This window comes from Neoluteolibacter marinus (assembly GCF_014904755.1).
Classification (GTDB): Bacteria; Verrucomicrobiota; Verrucomicrobiia; order Verrucomicrobiales; family Akkermansiaceae; genus Haloferula; species Haloferula marina.
The window spans coordinates 111,983-126,983 of sequence record NZ_JACZFQ010000003.1 but is presented as its reverse complement, the minus strand read 5'-3'; the positions used below and the strand labels follow the sequence as shown (position 1 = coordinate 126,983).

The 15,001-nt window shown below is 62.3% G+C and carries 8 protein-coding genes; 2 read left to right on the top strand and 6 right to left on the bottom strand.

Going from position 1 to position 15,001, the window contains the following annotated elements; all coding sequences use genetic code 11:
- Positions 1-106: 106 nt before the first annotated feature.
- Together IG178_RS00825 and IG178_RS00820 are read right to left on the bottom strand one after the other, a co-directional pair.
- The gene (locus tag IG178_RS00825) at positions 107-3,283 is read right to left on the bottom strand and encodes a hypothetical protein (RefSeq protein ID WP_193210581.1); all 3,177 of its coding nucleotides are present in this window, start codon (positions 3,281-3,283) and stop codon (positions 107-109) included.
- A gap of 12 nt (positions 3,284-3,295) precedes the next feature.
- Positions 3,296-6,415: a choice-of-anchor D domain-containing protein gene (locus tag IG178_RS00820; RefSeq protein WP_226894604.1), complete on the bottom strand. Its 3,120-nt coding sequence runs from the start codon at positions 6,413-6,415 to the stop codon at positions 3,296-3,298.
- Between the two features lie 461 nt (positions 6,416-6,876).
- Here IG178_RS00820 and IG178_RS00815 point away from each other — a divergent pair, with 461 nt between their 5' ends.
- A complete protein-coding gene (locus IG178_RS00815) occupies positions 6,877-10,926 on the top strand; it encodes a PQQ-dependent sugar dehydrogenase (RefSeq protein WP_193210579.1) in 4,050 nt (1,349 codons plus the stop codon).
- Here the strand turns inward: IG178_RS00815 and IG178_RS00810 are convergent.
- The 4 genes from IG178_RS00810 to IG178_RS00795 all read right to left on the bottom strand — a co-directional run bounded on the left by IG178_RS00810 (position 10,923) and on the right by IG178_RS00795 (position 13,797).
- Positions 10,923-12,206, bottom strand: a complete 1,284-nt coding sequence (locus tag IG178_RS00810) for a trypsin-like peptidase domain-containing protein (RefSeq protein ID WP_193210578.1) — start codon at positions 12,204-12,206, stop codon at positions 10,923-10,925. The two genes, IG178_RS00815 and IG178_RS00810, sit on opposite strands and share 4 nt — an antisense overlap.
- 52 nt (positions 12,207-12,258) lie before the next feature.
- Positions 12,259-13,332 (bottom strand): lipid A deacylase LpxR family protein, encoded by a 1,074-nt coding sequence (locus IG178_RS00805; RefSeq protein WP_193210577.1) that lies wholly within the window; start codon positions 13,330-13,332, stop codon positions 12,259-12,261.
- 97 nt (positions 13,333-13,429) lie between these two features.
- On the bottom strand, positions 13,430-13,627 hold the full coding sequence (locus tag IG178_RS00800; RefSeq protein ID WP_193210632.1) for a hypothetical protein: 198 nt from the start codon (positions 13,625-13,627) through the stop codon (positions 13,430-13,432).
- Positions 13,627-13,797, bottom strand: coding sequence for a DUF1328 family protein (locus IG178_RS00795; protein ID WP_193210576.1), 171 nt, complete (start codon positions 13,795-13,797; stop codon positions 13,627-13,629). Before IG178_RS00795 ends, IG178_RS00800 begins: the two co-directional genes overlap by 1 nt.
- A 234-nt stretch (positions 13,798-14,031) precedes the next feature.
- Between IG178_RS00795 and IG178_RS00790 the strand changes: the two genes are divergently transcribed.
- Entirely contained in the window at positions 14,032-15,000 is a 969-nt protein-coding gene (locus IG178_RS00790; protein ID WP_193210575.1) for a 6-phosphofructokinase, read from the top strand.
- The last annotated feature ends 1 nt before the right edge of the window (position 15,001 follow it).

The following is a 15,001-nucleotide window of genomic DNA, read 5'->3' as shown; positions in this document are numbered from 1 at the left end:
CGATCTTCAAGGCTCTGGTTGTCAATCCGAAACGGAGATCCACACGGGCTGCCCATCAGGCCGTCAGCTTTGGCCATCCAGTCGCCAATCTGGTGATTCAATTGCACTATTGACCGCCTCCATGTGCCTCAAGCCTGAAGAAAGCGGATGGTTCCGTGGGTAGGAATCGGAACTCGGCGGCTCCTTGCTCATTTACGGACACTTGGGACTCGAGAATTGGAAATTCGGCGAACTCCGACAGCTCCGATGAACTCCGTACGCCAATCGCCAGGCGGAAATGATCCGAACCCGGAACTTTTGGAAGAAGAGTTGCCGCAGAATTCATCTCTTGAAGCTGCGACCCACTAAAAAGCCCCAAAGCATTGGCCCCGGACTGCATAATCTGGATCAACTCCTCGTCATTCACCTGCCAATCAAAGCCCATGGACTCCATTTGAAGCTCAGCAACATCGTTCACTCCGTCGCCGTCAGTGTCGTCCTCCGCGGACAAGGCCTGACCGGTCAACGAGATGTCGAAGGGGTTGCCCGTTCCAGCATTGCTCTCAATCCGCAGGCTGCTCGCCAACGAGCCTTTGGACGCCGGAACAAAGTAAACTTGGAACACGAGCACCTCGTCGACTTCCAACTCGACGGGAAGGGCCGGCAAATCAATGTCAAAATCGGCCTCATTCCCCCCAAGCAAACCGATGGCGGTGACCTCCAGAACCGCGGTGCCGATATTCCGCACAATCACTTCCTGAACCGCACTGGTCGAACCAACCGGGACGTTCCCAAAAGGAATATTGGCTCCGCTGCCTACCAGCCCCGTTCCCGGCGGTTGTTCAACCTGCAATTCCGGCGAAGGTGGATCCGGTGAAAACAAATAGGCGGCCCCACGGTCCGCGGTGTTCGAATCAAAAAGAGGCACACCAACCACGATGCGGGTTCCATCCATCGCCAAATCGAAGCCGAATTGGTCGTCCTCGGCCTGCACCACCGTTTCCAAACGTTCCGCAGGTGTCGGATACGTTGCCGACGTCAATTCATAAACATAACACGCTCCTCCGTTTGGAGCGATATCATCATCGTCCGGCGCTCCCACCACAAACCGGGTCCCCGAGATTCCCAGTCCACCGCCGAATCGGGCGCCCGTACCCGCTCCGGGGTAACCGATGAATCCAGGCGTCGTGGGAAAGTCGGAAGCCAAATCGTAGACATGAACGGCACCTGCATTTGATGCAACGGTGTCGTCCTCCGGACTCCCCACCAAAACGTAAGGCCCCGAAACCGCCACGGAGAAGCCAAACTGATCGTCCGCGACGGGTGAAGGGTTATCGAGAACGAAGATCGCTGTCGTCGGGGTCGGTGAAGTGAGGTCGTAAACAAACGCGCTTCCTGAATCGACGGCACCAGCATCATCCAACCTCGCTCCAACCACCACGAGCGATCCGGAAATCGCAACCGAATGGCCGAATTCGTCGCCTTCACCCGGTGCCGGATTATCGAGGGTCAGGAACGGAACTCCCGGCGTCGGACCCGAGAGATCATAGACGTAGACGCTCCCCGCCTCGACACCGCCGATTTTGTTCTGAAAGCATCCAATCACGACGATCTGCCCCTCGATCGCCACGGCATTGCCAAACTCATCGGACGACTGTGGCGTCGGATTCGTTAGCGTCCGGACAGGAGTCGTCGGATTCCCCGAGCTGACGTCGTAGATGTACACCACCCCGGCGTTGCTGGCGCCGGTGTCCTCGTGATCGGCTCCGACGGCTACGAGATTGCCCGAGATCGCAACGGCATTGCCGAAGTAGTCGTTGGTGGATGGTGTCGGGTTGTCGAAAACCAACACCGGCTGGGTGGGAAGCGACGACGAGACATTGAAGACGGCAACACTTCCGGCATTGCTGGCACCCTTGTCGTCGTGGGGGCTCCCGGCCACCACGAGATCCCCATGGATCGCCACGGCAGACCCGAATTCCTCCAAGGACGACGGGCTTGGATTGGCGATCGAAAACAATGACTGACCCGGTGTCGCCGAGGAAAGTTCGAACACGTAAGCACTACCGGCATCTTTGGCGACGGTCCGATCTTCGTAGGCACCCACGACCAGTCGGGTCCCGGACATTGACACCGCGGCTCCAAATTTGTCCCCCGATTGGGGATCCGGATTGTAAATGACCGACTCGGGGAGATCGGGATCGACCGCCAAGAGATTGAACAAATAGGCCCGGCCCGAATCTTCTGCTATTCCATCATCGAAACCGGCTCCCACGATCACCGTGTCGCCCGATACGGCGACCGAACCTCCGAATGCATCCTCGTTGGCAGGCGTTGGGTTGAAAAGCGAATGTCGTGGAATCGCCGGAAATTCCGCAGCCAAGTCGAAGACATAAGCAGCTCCCGAGTTGATCGCCCCGGTGTCATCCAAAGGAGCTGAAATCACCACCCGTGATCCAGCGAGAGAAACCGAGTATCCGAAATGGTCGTTCGAGCCGGGGCTTGGATCGGCAAGTGTCAGCACCGGAACGCCCGGCGTCCCCGAGGAACCATCGTAGACAAAAGCCCGGCAGGCATCGCCGCTCCCGTCGTTTTGAATTGATCCAACAACCCAGGAACTCCCCTCGATGGCAACCGAGTGTCCGAAGTTCTTTCCCGCTGGATTCGGATTGGCCAGTTGCCGCGCCGGCAGCGATGGAGTTCCGGACGCGAGATCGTATAGATAAGCGCAGCCTGCATCGGTCGTGCCAAAGTCACCGCCGGGAGCACCGACGATCAAACTGTCTCCCGATAACGCCACGGCCCACCCGAACAGATCGTTTTCATCGGGCATGGGGTTGTTGAGCGTGAGGACTGGAACTGCGGGTGTCGGCGAATTGAGGTCATAAACATACACGATGCCCGCATCGTTCTCTCCGGTATTGTCTTCCGGCACCCCGACGATCACCCGGCTCCCCGATACCGCGACGGATGATCCGAAGTGGCTCTGACGCAACGGACTTGGATTCTCCAGGCGATGGGTCAGTGCACCAGTCGCGGAATCGTGGATCCAAACCACGCCGCTGTCCTCGCTTCCTGAGTCATCCCAAGGAGCTCCCACCGCAACGATCCCGCCATCGATGGCCACGCTATAGCCGAGTCGGGTCGCCGTCTGGTTGGACGGACTTGGTGAATCGAATGCATGGATCAATGAATACGGCAACGGGGCCGCGCACGACGGTTCCCCGGTCAGCAAAACCACGAGAGCCGCCAGCAAACGGTGGATAACCGGCGGGGCGAAGGGTCTGATCTTGCGGGGAATCACGGTGCTTCGAGGTTACTCTGTTTCCAATCTGAAAAATGCGGCGTCGTCCTCCACACCGAACAGGAACTCCAGTTCCCCGTCGTTATTGACCGACGTTTCCGGCTCACTCATCGGCAGCGGGACGAATCCCGCTCCCGCGTCCTTTTCAAGGAACCACGAAAGCTTGAGGTGACCACTTTCAGGAATCCTCGAAATGGTCGGTGCCGGGATCCGGAGTGATTGGACTTGCCCGGGAGCAAAGAAGCCCGCCGAGTTCAACGAAGTCTGAAACGTTTGCACCAAGGACGGATTCGGAACTTCCCAGTCAAAACCCAAAGCCGCCATCCGGAGTTCCGACACATCGTTCAACCCGTCACCGTCGGTGTCCTCGCTTTGAGAAAGGGCCTGCCCGGTCAAATGAATCTCAAAAGGGTTCTCGTCTTCATCGCTGCTCTCGATCCGCAGAACCGCAGACCGCGGGCCGGACGCGAGAGGGCTCAAATGCACGCTAAAGGTGGTGTCCTTGTCAGCCGCCACGGTCATGTCCATTCCTGCCAGATCGATCGAGAAGTCACCGGCATCTTCACCCTCAAGCGAAATCTGCTGGATGGTGAGGCCGGTGATGCCCGTGTTCAGGATCGTGAATTCCGAGGTCCCTCCCCCGCCCGCGCCGATCCCCACCGCACCGAAATGGGAGCTCCCGCCATTCGCCAAAACAGCCTCCAACGGACCCTTCACGGCGATCTCCGGGGCCGCGGGTCCGAAAACATAGGCAGCCCCCTTGTCGATCTCAGTCTTGTCGTCCATCGGTGTTCCGACGACCACAATGACTCCCGCTGCCGCGATGGACGCACCGAAGTGATCTCCTGCGGAAGGGCTTGCTTTCCCGATGGTAGCCGTGGGGACTCCCGGGGTTGGGGATGACAGGTTGAAGCAGTAGCCTCTCCCCGAGTCGGCCCCGCCGTTGTCGGCGAACTTCGCCCCGACCGCCACCCTGGCGCCGGACACGGCCACCGCCCCGCCGAACTGATCTCCTGCCACCGGCTGCGGATGATGGAGTGTTCGGAAGGGCAACTCCGGCGTAGCGGAGGACAAATCGAACAAATGCACGGCGCCGCCATCTACCGCCGCAGCGTCATCTCCATCCGCTCCCACCGCCACCAGATCGCCCCAGATTGCCACCGAGACTCCAAATCGATCGTCCGTGGCTGGCGTCGGATTCTGCAAGCTGTGGGCAACCACCCCGGGCGCCGCGCCGCTGAGATCATAAATGTAGACCTGCCCCGAATTGAGTCCGCTTTCATCGTCCATCGCCGAGCCCACAACCACCCAATCGCCGGCAATGGACACCGCACCGCCGAAACCATCCCCGGTTGCGGGGCTCGGATTGTCGATGGTGAGCAACGGCACCTCGGGGTTCGCCCCGGAAAGATCGAACACAAACACCCTGCCGGCATCGACCGCGCCCTCGTCGTCAGCGGGCACTCCGACCACGATTCTGCTGCCCGATACCGCCACCGAGGTGCCAAATCCGTCCCCGATCGCCGGCTCCGGATTGGCAATCGTTAGAATCGCCACCTCGGGGGTTGGGGACGCCATGTCGAAAATGTGGATGGTTCCCGCGTCCGGGGCTTCGTCATCCTCACCGGCGTCGCCAACGACAATCACCGAGCCCGAAACCGCCACCGCGCTACCAAAGCGGTCGTCAATTGCCGGGACGGGATCCTGCAGCAAAGCGACTTCTGTTTTCGGCGACGTCGAGCCGAGGTCAAAGACCCGGACCAATCCCGCCCCGGAAGCGCCGGTATTGCTGTCGGGAGAACCGATCGCGACCAAGTCCCCGGAGATCGCCACCGCCGCCCCGAAATGATCGGCCGACTTCCGCAGGGGATTGCCCAGCACCGACACCGGAACCCCGGGTGTCGGCGAGGACAAATCGAAAAAGTACGAGGCGCCCGCGTCGTCCGCCTCCGCGTCATCGTACCACGCGCCCACCAGAATTTCGCTGCCCGAAATGGACACCGAGTTCCCGAAGAAATCGCCTTCCTCCGGCGTGGGCTTGGTCAAGGTCATGAGCGGCAGGGACGGATTCGGACCGGCAAGGTCGTAGACGTGGCAAGCCCCGCCGCCCGTGACAACCGAGGCATCGCGATACTCCCCGACCACCAGAAGCTCTCCGGAAAGGGAGACCGTGGTTCCAAAGTTTTCGCCTTCCCGGGGATCCGGATTCTCGAGGATCAGCATCGGGCTTCCAGGGCTCGCTTCCAGCAAGTCGAACACCGCGACGCGGCCCGCGTTCAAGGCCCCGGTATCAGCCGCCTCGATGCCCACCGCCACGATTGTCCCGGAAATCGCCAGCGCGTTGCCAAAATGGTCGTTGTCCGCGGCACCCGGGATCGAAAGCACCACCGCCGGCTGACCGGGCGTGCTTGAATCGAGTTCGTAGACATAGGCGCTCCCTGCATCCGGGGCCCCTGTGTCGTCACGGTAGGCGGCGACCACGACCCGTGTGCCGGAAACTGCCACCGAGGCGCCAAAATTGTCGTCCTCCGCCGGCAGCGGATCCGCCAAGCTGATCAGCGGTACGCCGGGCGTGGTCGACGACAGATCGTAGACATGCACCTTGCCGGCATTGGTTGCCCCGCTGTCGTCCCGCCATTCGCCAACGACCAGCGTGTCCCCGTCCAGTGCAACCGAATTGCCAAACTGGTCGTACGCGGCCGGGTCGGGGTTGTCCAAACTGAGGACCGGAACCGTCGGTTCCGGAGCTGCCATGTCAAAGACATGGACGCGGCCGGCATGCGGGAATCCTCCAACCGTCGATTCCTCGGCCACCGCTACCCGGGTGCCCGAAATCGCCACGGCGTGCCCGAAATAGTCGAATGGCTCTCCCATCTGGTTCTTCAGGACCCGCACCAGTTTGCCGGTGTCGCATTCAAAGACCTTCACCACGCCGGTGTCGGCTCCCATGTCCTCGCCGGCGTCGAACATCGGATTCCCGATCACCGCCAGATTGCCATCGATCGCCACGCAGAATCCCTGCTTCTCGTATTCCTGGGGTAGCGACTTCGGCGCATAGAGCGCGTGCCTCAAGGTATCCGGCACTTGTCCGGATCCCAGCGACCCGGTCATCCACACGAGGATCCCGGCCATCTGGATGGCACTGATTTTCTGGGGGGGTGTTGGCATCGCGTAACCCGTGCCCGCAGACGGAAAACCTTACCGCAAAAGCACTGTCGGTGTCACTTGGGAGCACCAACTGCGCCAAGGCACGACTGCCATTTTCGCGGAACCACAAGCACTGTGGAGGACATTCTCACCGGGGGGAGTTGAGATTTTCTGGGGAGGAAGGCGACTGGAAGGAAAGTTCTTGGGGTGTGCAATTAACAGAACGACCGCAGATTTGAATCATTTTTTGAAAAAACAGGAAATCACCCGGAAATCTCCGCTCGCAGCCTCTTCCATGCAGGTTTTGCAGGTGTCATCTCAAATCAGCCCATTCCATCGCCCCGGAAATTCACAAAAAAGGCGAATCTGTCACCCTTCTCTGCTTCCCGGCGACCGGCGGAGATAGCAACTGATGTAGCGTGCACTCCCCCCGATTTCTGCACCGGTTGTTCCCCCACCTTGTTCTCTCCGCCCTAATCTCGGCGGTCGGATCCCCGGCACCGGCAAAAACCCCCGGTCTCGACTTCGCTGAAGCGGTCGGTCCCTATTTCAATGGCGTTTTTCCCCCCACTCCCCCCGGCGACCCCTCGGGATGGGCGGTGGAGAATGCCTTCCCGGGCCTGACATTCACCGACCCGATGAGATTGGTCGAGATCCCCGGGGCCGGGGAACTCCTGGTGGTGGGAAAGGTCGGCCGGATCTGGAGATTCCCCCATGACCCCTCGGCAACCATGGCCCAACGCGTCGAGGCGCTCGACTGGACCGCCGCCACCCAAACTTCCGACGACCAGGGTTTCTACAGCCTGAGCTTCCACCCGGATTTCGGCCAACCGGGCCTCCCGGGCGAGCACTCGGTCTTCGTCTGTTACAGCCGCCAGGGCGTGCCCGGCGTTGATGACGATGACCATAGCTACTGGACGGTCTCCCGTTTTGACTGGCTGCCCGCCAGCGGAACGATTGATCCATCCAGCGAGTCGATCCTCATCTCCCAGTACGATCCCCACCGATTTCACAATGGAGGGGCCACCTTCTTCGGAAATGACGGCTATCTCTACGTCACCGTCGGCGACGGGGGGCTCGGAGGCGATGGCCTCGACAACTCACAGGAAATCGATCTCGGTTTCTTCGGCGGGATCCTGCGGATCGACGTCGACTACTACCCCGGAAAGCCGGGATCCCATGCGATCCGTCGGCAGCCCGGCGAGAATCCCGCCTGGCCTGCCGAGCTCGCCAAGCCCCAAGGGTGGCCCGCCAGCTACTCCCAAGGTTATGGCATCCCGGACGACAATCCCTTCCTCGATCCCGCGGGCGGCGTCCTCGAGGAGTTTTACGCCATCGGGCTGCGCAGCCCCCACTCGGCTCACCTCGATCCTATCACGGGAGAAGTCTGGGTAGCCGACGTCGGCGAAGCCAACCGCGAGGAGCTGAACCTCGTGCCGAAAGGCGGCAACTGCCAATGGGCCTACATCGAGGGCACCCGCGCCACCTCGAAAACCAAGCCTTCGCCCCTGATCGGTACGGATGTGGTCCCCGTCCACGAATACAGCCACGCGGAAGGTGCCAGCATCATCGGCGGGCTCCGCTATCGGGGAGCCAAGTGGAACGACTTCCTCGGTGGCAAGGTGCTCTTCGGCGACCACGTCCGCGGCCGCATCTGGAGCCTCGAACTCCCCCAGGGCGGCGGTACTCCCGTGGTTACCGAACTCTTCTCGGCATTCCACACCGGCTACAAAGGCGGCCTGTGCAACTTCTCGACCGACAGCGCCGGAGAAATCTACATGATGGATCTGGCCGGTACCGGGAATCCCAACGGCCGGATCATGAAACTGGGCGTGCCGGAAGTGTCCGCCGAACCACCGCAGTTCCTTTCACAGACAGGTGTCTTCGACGACCTTGCCTCGCTCACCCCCGCCGCGGGAGTGATGCCTTACGACATTCCGAACGCGCTCTGGTCGGACAACGCGCTGAAGCGCCGTTGGATCATCCTCCCCAACGACGGGGCCTTCGACTCACCCGAGGAGAAGATTGTCTTCAGCGAAGACGAGGCGTGGCAGTTTCCGGCCGGAACGGTCTTCGTGAAGCACTTCGAAGCACCTCTCGATGCGAGCGACCCCGGTCAGGTAAAGCGCCTTGAGACCCGCTTCCTCGTCTGCACCTCCGGCGGCGGGAAATACGGTTTCACCTACAAATGGAACGCGGAAGGAACCGACGCGGAGCTTTTGCAATCGGGACTGAGCGAGGACTACCCGTTCCATGCGCCCGGCGGAACCGAACAACGGACCTGGACCTATCCTTCCCGCGGCGATTGCCTTGCCTGCCACAACGACGTCGCCGGCCAGGCACTCGGCGTCCGCACCGCCCACTTCAATTCCGATGCTTTCTATCCGGCCACCGGCCGGACCGCGAACCAGCTCGCCACCCTCAGCTCCCTCGGTGCCTTCGATGTCGCCCTGACCGCGGCGCAGCTCGAGAACTTCCTCGAGGCACGCCCGCTCGATGATGAAACCGCACCGCTGGAGCACCGGGTCCGCTCCTATCTGGACACGAATTGCTCGCACTGCCACCAGCCGGGCGGCCAAGGCGCCGGCTTCGATGCCCGGCTCTCCACGCCCCTGGATTTGCAGAACCTCATCAACGGCATCCCCCAGCGCTACGAGGAATTGGGACCCGAGGGCCGCTACATCCGGCCCGGGAACAGTTCCCTGTCAGCGACTTTCGTCCGGCTCAGCGCCGTCGGCAACGGCGACGCGATGCCTCCCCTGGCGAAAAACCTCGCCCACGCCCAGGGGATCGCCCGCCTGCAAGCCTACATCGACGGGCTGGTCCCGGAGGAATTCGCGTCGCCACCCGCGCCCGAGGCACGCTTCGTGCGCCTCACCTCCCTCACCGGACGGCGTCGCTACGCCGCGGTGAGCGAGTTCACCATCCTCGACGGCGAAGGCGTCCCGATTTCCTTCGAGTCCGTCGTCGCCACCGCGGATCTCGAGGCGGGATCCAGCACCGCAGCGGCCAAGGCCAACGACGGCATCGCCACCTCCGGCGGGAACCTGTGGCAAACCCCGAGCGGCCCGGTCTCACCGGACGAGACCAAGGCCCCGGATCATCCCCACTGGCTACAGCTCGACCTGGGCTCCGTGCGGGAAGTCGGCGGCTTCATCTACTATCCCCGCGTGAATTCGGAGAATGGCAGGATCTACGACTACCAGGTCGAATGCAGCGTCGACGGGCTCACCTGGTCACCGCTCGACGCCGGCACCTGGCCCAACAGCGCCGAGCCCTACACCTTCGCCCCCGGCTTCAACAAACGCGCCGCCCGCTGCCAGATCGCCGGTCCCGCTTCCGCCCCGCTCGGCAACTTCGAGGTCACGATCGTCTTCGACATGGAAACGGACGAGTTCACGGCTTCCGACCTCGCCGTAACCGGCGGCATGGCCACCGGCCTCCGGGGATCGGGTTACTACTACATCGCCCGTATCACTCCGACCTCCGGACTCGTGACGGTGCAGGTGCCTGCGGATGCCGTGAGTCCCGAAGGCAAGGGAAGCCTGGCCTCGGGAATCATCAGTGTCACCGCGACCCCCGACCTCACCCCGCCGGGGCAACCGGGGAACCTACAAGCCGCCGCCACCGACTCGTCGGTGGCACTCTCATGGGACGCCCCGGACGACAACGTCGGGGTCGAGGCTTACGAAATCCGCCGCGACGGCACGCTCGTCGCCACCACCGCGGATACCGCCTTCACCGACGCGGGCGTCGCGAGCGAAACCTCCTTCAGCTACGTCGTCGTCGCCCTCGATGCCGCCCTGAACCCGTCACCTGGTGCCGGGGTGACGGCGGTGACCCTCGCCGATGCGACGCCGCCTTCCGCCCCGCAGGATCTCTCTGCATCCCCGGACTTCGACGCCATCGGATTGGCGTGGTCACCGGTCGCCGACAACACCGTGGTTGGTGGCTACGAAGTGCGTCGTGACGGAGAACTGATCGCCACGCTCAACTCACCGGACTTCGTCGACTCCGAACTACCAAGGGACACTCCGTTCAGCTATTCCGTCGTCGCCTTCGACGCCGCCGGCAACCGCTCCGAAGCCGCCATCGTCGCGACCGCGACCAAGGGATTCGCCGACTGGCTGGAGGATTTTGGAATCGCCGGACAGTCCACGGCGGACTCCGATCGTGGTGGCCTCGACAACCTTTCCGAATACCATCTGGGCCTCGATCCGACCTCGGCGCTCGATGACCTGACCTTCAAACTGACCGCCACCCTCGACGGCCAGAATGTCCGGATCGCCCTGCCGCCGCTGGTTGCGGACGGAAGCTTCCACCTCCACGCCAGCTCATCACCCGCCGGGCTCGCAGATCCTTCCAACCGGATCCTGACACTGACCAGGGAGCAGATCGAATTCATGACCCCGACCGAACGAGGCAGCTACGAATTCGAAACCCCGCGCTCGGACCAAGGATTCTTCATCCTCTATTTCGAGCCCGGAACGCCTTAGCGCAGGTCGTTCACGGTGTTCTCGTAGGCCTTGTCGATTTCTTCCCGGCGCGTGACCTCCTGGTTGCCCCGCTCGCGGTGGAACCACGTGTAGTTGATGCAGTTGAAGGCCGTCAGCTGGGCCCGCGAACGGTGCCGGCCGCTTTCGAAAATCCCGCGCAAGCGCTTCTTCCGGTCCGACTCGCTGAAACGCTGCCCGCCCCGGCGTTGCTCCTCGATCCAGGCGTTCAGCGCCGTGATGTCGCGGGCCAGCGGGTTGTCACGCTGCTGGCGGAAAACCGCGGTGTCCCACTGCGCCGGCTGCAAGGCCGCGACCATCAGGTCGGATTGGTCCTGGAGTTCCTGGATCGCCCTCCCCTCCTTGAGGAAAACGTCCACCGGCACCGTCTTCCACTTCCATTGACGGTCGAGCCGGCATCCGAATCGACGCACCTCGGCGTAGCGGGTTTCCTTCGCCCAAAGGTCCTTGCGGGCCGCGGTGAGATGCGTGACCACGCCCATCGCCACGTGACTGTCGCCGTGCAGGATCGGCCCTCCGCTGTTCCCCTGGATGACCTCGGCATCGATCTCGATCGATTCCGGACCGACTCCCTTGATCGTCCCTTTCTCGTAGCCCACGGTCCCTCCGCCCCCGGCGTTGCCTGAAGCGAAGACCGGAATGCCCACCGCCGCCACGCCCGCTTCCGCCGCGATCTCCAGGGCATGGGGTACTTCCTGCTCCAGCGGCAGGCGGATCATGTCGCCGCCCTCGGCCGCTTGCAAGGCGCCGAACTTCCGCACCACGCTGCCATCGCGCAGCTTCACCTTGAGCTTGCTGTTCCCCGAAAGCACGTGCGCCGCCGAGTAGAGGAACACCTGGCCTTCGGCCCGGCAGAAGAAGCCGGTGCCGGTCGAGTTGTCGCCTTCAATCACCACGATCGCCTCGGCGACCTCGGGACCCGGCTCGCGGAACTCGGCCGTTGCCGGGTCCGCCGCCGTCTCCGTCGCGGCTCCCAAGCCGAACAAATCCATCCACAGTTCCGGGCAATCCGCGGCCGGCAGTTCGCCCTCGCCGCCGGCATGCCGGAATGCCACCGCACCGGCGGTCACCGACTTGATCACCACATCGTCGAACGAATCACCTGACCGGGACTTGATGTTCTTGAACTCCATGCCCGCCGCGTGCCGGCGCACCAGGTCCTGCACCCGCGCGGTCTCCTTTTGCCAATCCTCAGCCCCCTCGGCCAGGGCTGGAACGACCGACCACAGGACCATTGCCGCGATGCCCGACATCCATTTCATCGGTCGAGCATGCATCCTGATGCACCAAGGGCAACGTTGAAGCGCGGTCCCCTCAGAATCTCAGCCGCAGCGCAACGGATCCGAAATCGGCAATCCCGCCCCGCTGCTCCTTGTACTCCTCGGTGCGCCAGGTGTGGACGTAGCTGAGTTCGATCTGCCGGTAGCGCACCCCCGCCCCGCAGAAGACGTCGGCAACGAAGGGTTCGCGGTGATTGCCCGTTTTGAAATCGTGGAACAGGGGACCGTCGAGGGTTGCGTCGAATGCCACCCCGCGGCCTGTCGCGCCGAACAGCATGTAGAGCGACCAGTTCCCGACATACGGGTCATCCGTGTCGAAGTACTGGTTCGAATACGCCGTCTCGGACAGGCGTGGATCGGAAAAGTCCGGCGGCAAGTTGAAGCCCGCCCGGAAGAACCCGCCGATGTGGGCGGAGGTGCGGAAGGAGCCCAGACGAGCGCCCCATTCCGTCAGGCCATCCATGCGGAACGCGCCGTAGTTCCACTTCACGAAGTCCGCACGACGCTTCTGAACGAAGCTCAGGTCCGCCGTGATCTCGTTGGGGATTTGGTAGTCCCAGCCGTTGAACTTGTCGATGCCCCGGATGCTGTGGATGAAGTCCTGGGAGCTCTCCGCCAGCGAATTCGATCCGGTGGTTCCGAGGGTGAGCTCGATCGAGTTGAGGATGTGGTCGTCCTTCACGTGAAGCGAGAAACCGATCCCCAGCCACCCGGCGTATCGCCGTTCCCCCACCGGCTGGACGTAGGATGCCGCCGTTTCCGGCGTGAACATCAGCTGGGTGAGCGAAAAGCCGTAGTTGTACTGCAGGTCCGCCGGGTCCTCGAACCCGGTGAGCTGCTTGAAAACCCCGAAGCTGTCCGCGTCTCCGGACAACCGCCTCAACATCCGCTGCACCGATCCCAGCTCCGACACGTTGCGGTTGGAAGAGATCCATGACATCCGCACCCCGTTGGTGTAGTCGCGGTCGGTATTGGCGAAGAGGTCGTTGTCCAGGTAGGTCGTCAGGTAACCTTCCCCCCAGTCCGGCAAGGGACTGTCACGATCCGCCCTGGCCGCGGCCAGCGTCAGGATCGTCCACCCGGCCAGAGACAGTGCTCGACGTTTCATTGGAAATCACTGGCTCAGAAAACAGTTGGGGCGAGCACCCCTCCCCGAGTGCCCGCCCCGCCACGGCTTTCACCGCAGCAAGTTTTCTGAAAGTCGTTCAGTCTGCGTTTCGAACCGCATCACCGACTTCGTCGGCCGCCTCCTCCACAGCGTCGCCGACATCATCAGCCGCTTTTTCAACCGGACTTTTTTTCTCACAGCTCGCCAGGGTGCAAACCACCGCTGCCGCGAATGTACTCAGGATCAGGTATTTTTGTTTCATGGTTCTTTCGGGAAAGCTTTGGAAGATCGTCATCAGTGGGTCTTGCCTTTGAGGCCCTTGCTCAAAAACGAGACGACCAGCAGGACGAGGAAGACGACGAAAAGCACTTGGGCAATGCTGGCCGCGGCCCCGGCAAGGCCGGTGAATCCGAGCAGGCCCGCGATCAGCGCGAGAATCAGGAAGGTAATGGTCCAATGCAACATGAGGTTCCTTTCGGTTGGTTGACTCTGGAATCGCAGAAAGCCAGCCAACCCGGAAAATCGTTCTCCGGACATTGATTACCAACGACAAACACTCCGAACAAATCCCCCGAATCCGGGGAAATCGGGTGCAAGCTGCGCCAACCTGCGCCCTGCCGAATGCATCCTGCACGATTTTCGCGGCACATCGCGTGCTTGCCAGTGGCCGGGCGGTCCTTTTCCCTCCGCCCGCACCCTATGAGCGAAGGTCTTGCCATTCTTACCTCCGGCGGCGACGCGGCCGGCATGAATCCTGCCGTCAAATGCGCGTCCGACTACGCGGCCTCCCGTGGCTATGAGCCTTGGCTGGTTTACGACGGGCTCCGCGGATTGATCGACGACAAGATCGTCCCCTCCAACAAGGAGCTCATTTCCGGCATCCTGCACCGCGGCGGTACTTTCCTCCGCTCGTCCCGGTCGAAGCGCTTCTTTGATATCGAATACCGCCGGCAAGCCTACGAAAACCTCAAGAAGCGGGGGATCACCAAGCTGGTGGTGATCGGCGGCGACGGCTCGTTCCGTGCGCTCAACCAGTTCTACTCCGACTTCGGCGTTCCCTTCGCCGGTATCCCGGCCACGATCGACAACGACATTGCCGGCACCGACTACTGCCTCGGCGTCGACACCGCCCTGAACATGATCCGCCAGTCGGTCGACTCGATCCGCGACACCGCCACCTCCTTCTCCCGTGCCTTCGTGATCGAGGTGATGGGCCGCCACTGCGGCTACCTCGCCATGGTCAGCGCGCTGGCCTGTGGCGCCGAGGTCTGCCTCACCACCGAGATCCCCTACGACCTCGAGAAGATCGGCGCCAAGCTCCGCCACGAAATCAAGCACGAGGGTCGCGACCACATCATCGCCATCGTCGCGGAGGGCACCAAGATGGCCGACTACACGACCCGCTACATCAACGACTCGATCGGCATGGAAGCCCGGCTGACCGTGCTCGGCCACGTCCAGCGCGGCGGCTCGCCGACCGTCCACGACCGCATCATGGCCTACAAGTTCGCCATTGCCGCCGTCGACTCACTGGAAGCCGGCCAGACGAACTCGATCATGGTCTACCGCGACGGCACCTTCGGCAACTTGCCTATCCACACGGTCGTCGACTCCAAGTACAAGATCGACCCGTCGCTGATGAAACTCTGCGCGCCGCTGTGCGGCTGAG

Coding starts and splice junctions, on each gene's coding strand:
- IG178_RS00810 (WP_193210578.1), bottom strand. CDS start 12,206: ATGAAATGGATGTCGGGCATCGCGGCAATGGTCCTGTGGTCGGTCGTT.
- IG178_RS00795 (WP_193210576.1), bottom strand. CDS start 13,797: ATGTTGCATTGGACCATTACCTTCCTGATTCTCGCGCTGATCGCGGGC.
- IG178_RS00805 (WP_193210577.1), bottom strand. CDS start 13,332: ATGAAACGTCGAGCACTGTCTCTGGCCGGGTGGACGATCCTGACGCTG.
- IG178_RS00800 (WP_193210632.1), bottom strand. CDS start 13,627: ATGACGATCTTCCAAAGCTTTCCCGAAAGAACCATGAAACAAAAATAC.
- IG178_RS00790 (WP_193210575.1), top strand. CDS start 14,032: ATGAGCGAAGGTCTTGCCATTCTTACCTCCGGCGGCGACGCGGCCGGC.
- IG178_RS00820 (WP_226894604.1), bottom strand. CDS start 6,415: ATGGCCGGGATCCTCGTGTGGATGACCGGGTCGCTGGGATCCGGACAA.